We start from the raw sequence: 4,251 nt of genomic DNA on the forward strand, positions 1-4,251 counted from the left end.
GTCGCTTGGCGACCTGCCGGATGTCATGGTCGACTGGGCGATGCGCTACGGCAACCCCTCGACCGCGAGCGTCGCCCGAGGACTGGTCGAGCAGGGCTGCGACCGCATCCTTTCCTTTCCGCTCTACCCGCAATATTCGGCGACAACCACCGCGACCGCCAACGATCAGCTGTTCCGCGCGCTGATGAAGATCAGGCGCGCGCCGGCTATCCGCAGCGTGCCGCCCTACTATGACGAGCCCGTCTACATCGAGGCCCTTGCCCGCTCGATCAAACGGCATCTGGCGAGCCTCGACTTCGAGCCGGAAGTGGTCATCGCCTCTTATCACGGCATCCCGAAACCCTATTCCGACAAGGGCGATCCCTATCGGGCCCATTGCCTGGAGACGACGAGGCTGCTGCGCGAGAAGCTTAGCTGGGACGAGAAGAAGCTGATCACCACCTTCCAGTCGCGCTTCGGCGCGCAGGAATGGCTGCAGCCCTACACCGATGTGACGGTCGAGAAGCTCGCCAAGGAGGGCGTCAAGTCGATCGCCATCGTCAATCCCGGCTTTTCTGTCGACTGTATCGAGACGCTGGACGAGATCGGCCGCGAGGCAGCCGAAACCTTCCACCATGCCGGCGGCGGGAACTTCGCCCACATCCCCTGCCTCAACGACAGCGACGAGGGCATGGCCGTGATCGAGGCGCTGGTGCGGCGCGAGCTGTCCGGCTGGGTGTGACCCGCTTCGCCGCCACAGCTTGAAACCGGTGCGCAAAAGCCTCCGCTATTCAATATTCGTGATCACCTGATTGTAACGCTGCGGAAACACACTTAAGTGATTTCGTGAAGTCGGCGCCTATTGAGGGAGAAACGAAATGGGCTTCAGCGGTTTCGATATTGCCATCATTGTTCTTGTCTTCCTGGTCATCATCCTTCTTTTCAAAGGCATCAGGACGGTGCCGCAGGGTTACAACTACACGGTGGAGCGTTTCGGCCGTTACACCAAGACACTGACGCCGGGTCTCAACATCATCAACCCCATCTTCGAGCGCATCGGCGCCAAGATGAACATGATGGAGCAGGTGCTTGATGTCCCCACGCAGGAGATCATCACCCGCGACAACGCCATCGTCGGCGTCGACGGCGTCGCCTTCTACCAGGTCCTCAACGCCCCGCAGGCGGCCTATCAGGTCGCCGGGCTGCAGAACGCCATCCTCAACCTGACGATGACCAACATCCGCACCGTCATGGGCTCGATGGACCTCGACGAATTGCTGTCCAACCGCGACGCCATCAACGAGCGCCTGCTGCGCGTCGTCGACGAGGCGGCGCATCCCTGGGGCATCAAGATCACCCGTGTCGAGATCAAGGACATCAACCCGCCGGCCAACCTGGTTGAATCGATGGGCCGCCAGATGATGGCCGAGCGCGACAAGCGCGCCCAGATCCTGGCCGCCGAGGGCCTCAAGCAGTCGCAGATCCTCGAGGCGGAGGGCCGCAAGGAAGCAGCCTTCCGCGATGCCGAGGCGCGCGAGCGTTCGGCCGAGGCCGAAGCCAAGGCGACCCAGGTCGTGTCCGAAGCCATCTCCAAGGGCGACGTGCAGGCGCTCAACTACTTTGTCGCCCAGAAATACACTGAGGCCTTGACCAGGATCGGTTCGGCCTCGAACAGCAAGATCGTGCTGATGCCGCTGGAGGCGTCGTCGCTGATCGGCACGCTGGGCGGCATCGGCGAGATCGCCAGGGAAGTCTTCAAGGCAGACGGCCCGTCCGGTACGCAGCGAGGCTCGCGGCCGCCGGTAGTGCGCTCCGGCGACAATTGATGGTCTCCACGATTTGATGTTTCCGCTCTGGGAGAGCGCACATGATTGATCGCATCATTTCCGAACTCGGCCCTTGGAACTGGATGGTCCTGGGCTTCGTGCTGCTGGTGATGGAAGTCGTCGCGCCCGGCGTCTTCATGCTGTGGATCGGCATCGCCGCCCTGATCGTCGGCGCGGTGTCGCTGCTCATCTGGGACGCCGCCTTCTGGACCTGGCAGCTCCAGGTTCTGGTCTTCCTGGTCCTGTCGCTGATCTCGGCCTTCGTCGGCAAGAAACTGGTCGGCGGTCGTCATGACGACGCCGATCAGCCGCTGCTCAACCGCCGCGGCGCGCAGATGGTCGGCCGCACCGCGACGCTGGCCGAGCCGATCAAGAACGGCCGCGGCCGCATCCGGCTGGGCGACACCCTGTGGCGCGTCTCCGGCCCGGATCTACCGGTCGGCACGCAGGTGCGCGTCACCGGCGCGGCCGATACCGATCTGGAACTGACCGTCGAGGCGATCTGAGGCGAGACCCTGATCAGGGCGTGTTGAGATTCAGGTCAGGCCGAGTCGGGAACGCCGACTTCGGAGAACCGGAGCGGAGCGTACTCGAAAGCACGTGAGCACCGGAAGCGCAGGACGTCCGCGTCGCAGGCCGGCATCGCCTGTATATCGACATACCCCTAAGCCGCGCCGATACGCAGCAGATCATGCAGGTGGACGAGCCCGACGGGGCGTCCGCCCTCCACCACCATCAGGCTTGTGATAGCGGAGGCGTTGATTGTCTGCAGGGCAGTCGCCACCAGCGTGTCCGGCGTCGCCGTCTTCGGTTTCCTGGTCATCACCTGATCGACGCTCATTGCCAGAAGGTCGTTGGCGATATGACGGCGGATATCGCCGTCGGTGATGATGCCGATCAGCGCACCATCGGTGCCGGTGATCGCCACGCAGCCGAAGCCCTTGCGCGAGAGTTCGACGATCGCCTCGCTCATGCCGGTGCCCGACGGCACCAGCGGCAGACGCTCGCCGACATGCATGATCTCGCGCAGCTGCGTAAGATTGGCGCCGAGCTGTCCGCCCGGGTGGAAGGTGCGGAAATGGTCTGGTGTGAAGCCCCGCGCCTCGAGCAGCGCAATGGCCAGCGCATCGCCCGTCACCAGTTGCAGCAGCGCCGATGTCGTCGGCGCAAGCCCGTGCGGACAGGCCTCCGGCGCGGGCGGCAAAAGCAGCACCACGTCGGCTGCGCGCGCCAGCGCCGAGGTCTCGCCGGACGTGATGGCGATAAGCGGGATCGCAAATCGCTTTGCATAGGCGACGATGCCCATCAATTCCTTGCTCTCGCCCGACCACGACATGGCGATGATGGCATCATCCTTGGCGATCATGCCGAGATCGCCATGATTGGCTTCCGCCGGATGGACGAAGAAGGCGGGCGTGCCGGTCGAGGCGAGCGTGGCGGCGATCTTGGAGCCGATATGGCCGCTTTTGCCGACGCCGGTGACGATGACGCGGCCCTCGATGCCCGAAATCAGCTCGACGGCGCGCGCGAATGGCGCGGCCAGCCCGTTCTCGAGCGCGGCGGCAAAAGCAGCCATGCCAGCCTGCTCGGTCGCCACGGTTCTCAGCGCCGAATCGATCGAAGCCTGCCTGTCCGGGCGCTTCTTTTCTGGGGACCCCGCATGCATGGCTGATGCGCTTAGCGCTTTGCCGCCCGCCTGTCCAACAGAAATGGCACCTGATGCAGGTCGCCCAAAAGTGCGCGGCGGTTTTGGGAAACATGCATAAAGCAAAAAAGCCTGAAGCCCGTCGCCTGCATCCGTTTCCACGCGCCGCGCTTTAGGTTCGATCCAGGTCTTTGCCCGTGGCCCAATATCCAATGGCGCCAGCCCCGAAATCCGGGACACCGAATGCGTGAGAGAACCGCCCGCCTCAACCCTCCGTTAACCATCCCCATTTACGGTTCGGTAAGTATGGCGCGCCTGCGCCGCGCTAGCAGTGGTGACGATGACTGAGGCCCAGCCTGAAACGAAAAGAGGTCGAACGGGCAAGGCCGTCAGCACGCTGCTGCTGGCGGCGAGCGTTCTTGCCTTGCTGCGGCCGATGCCGCTCCAGGCCCAGGAAACCGAACTGCGCGGCGAGGTTTCGGAATCAGCGATCCTGTCGGACCAGCAGCGCAAGGTCAGGCAGATGAGCAGGGCTCGCGCCCAGGATCAGAACACGCCGCAGACTGCGACCGCCGACGCCCCGGCCGACGCCTATTCGCCGGCAAGTTCCGGCGCGGTGCCGGACGATAGTGATGCGGCAGCCCCCGACGAAAGCATCTTCGAGCAGCCTGCCGCCACCGACGATCCGTTCGCCGACAACCCAGCTCCGCCCAAGCCGCGCCGGACCCCGACCGCCAGGCAGCGCGCCGACGCCACGGGCAAGAAGGCGGACGACAAGGATACGGCTGAAAAGAACAAGAC

Annotated in this window: 4 protein-coding genes and 1 pseudogene; 4 read left to right on the forward strand and 1 reads right to left on the reverse strand. The window is 64.1% G+C overall.

Annotated features, from left to right (window positions below; translation table 11 throughout):
• From hemH to EN745_RS31025, 3 genes are all read left to right on the forward strand, one after another.
• The coding region (hemH, locus tag EN745_RS31015) for a ferrochelatase (RefSeq protein WP_127423005.1) at positions 1 to 721 on the forward strand (721 nt) is incomplete at its 5' end.
• A gap of 136 nt (positions 722 to 857) precedes the next feature.
• Positions 858 to 1,805, forward strand: a complete 948-nt coding sequence (locus tag EN745_RS31020; protein WP_127407345.1) for an SPFH domain-containing protein — start codon at positions 858 to 860, stop codon at positions 1,803 to 1,805.
• A gap of 41 nt (positions 1,806 to 1,846) precedes the next feature.
• Positions 1,847 to 2,311: an NfeD family protein gene (locus EN745_RS31025; protein ID WP_126058425.1), complete on the forward strand. Its 465-nt coding sequence runs from the start codon at positions 1,847 to 1,849 to the stop codon at positions 2,309 to 2,311.
• A 158-nt stretch (positions 2,312 to 2,469) separates the two neighbouring features.
• Here the strand turns inward: EN745_RS31025 and EN745_RS31030 are convergent, their stop codons facing one another.
• Entirely contained in the window at positions 2,470 to 3,471 is a 1,002-nt protein-coding gene (locus EN745_RS31030) for a KpsF/GutQ family sugar-phosphate isomerase (RefSeq protein WP_127423006.1), read from the reverse strand.
• 319 nt (positions 3,472 to 3,790) lie between these two features.
• Between EN745_RS31030 and EN745_RS31035 the strand changes: the two are divergent.
• Positions 3,791 to 4,251, forward strand: a pseudogene (locus EN745_RS31035) (hypothetical protein); the annotation flags it as partial.

This window comes from Mesorhizobium sp. M4A.F.Ca.ET.022.05.2.1 (genome assembly GCF_003998845.1).
Taxonomy (GTDB): Bacteria; Pseudomonadota; Alphaproteobacteria; order Rhizobiales; family Rhizobiaceae; genus Mesorhizobium.

What these genes read in the sequence shown, in the direction of transcription:
- EN745_RS31020 (WP_127407345.1), top strand. Translation starts at nt 858, where the DNA reads ATGGGCTTCAGCGGTTTCGATATTGCCATCATTGTTCTTGTCTTCCTG.
- EN745_RS31025 (WP_126058425.1), top strand. Translation starts at nt 1,847, where the DNA reads ATGATTGATCGCATCATTTCCGAACTCGGCCCTTGGAACTGGATGGTC.
- EN745_RS31030 (WP_127423006.1), bottom strand. Translation starts at nt 3,471, where the DNA reads ATGCATGCGGGGTCCCCAGAAAAGAAGCGCCCGGACAGGCAGGCTTCG.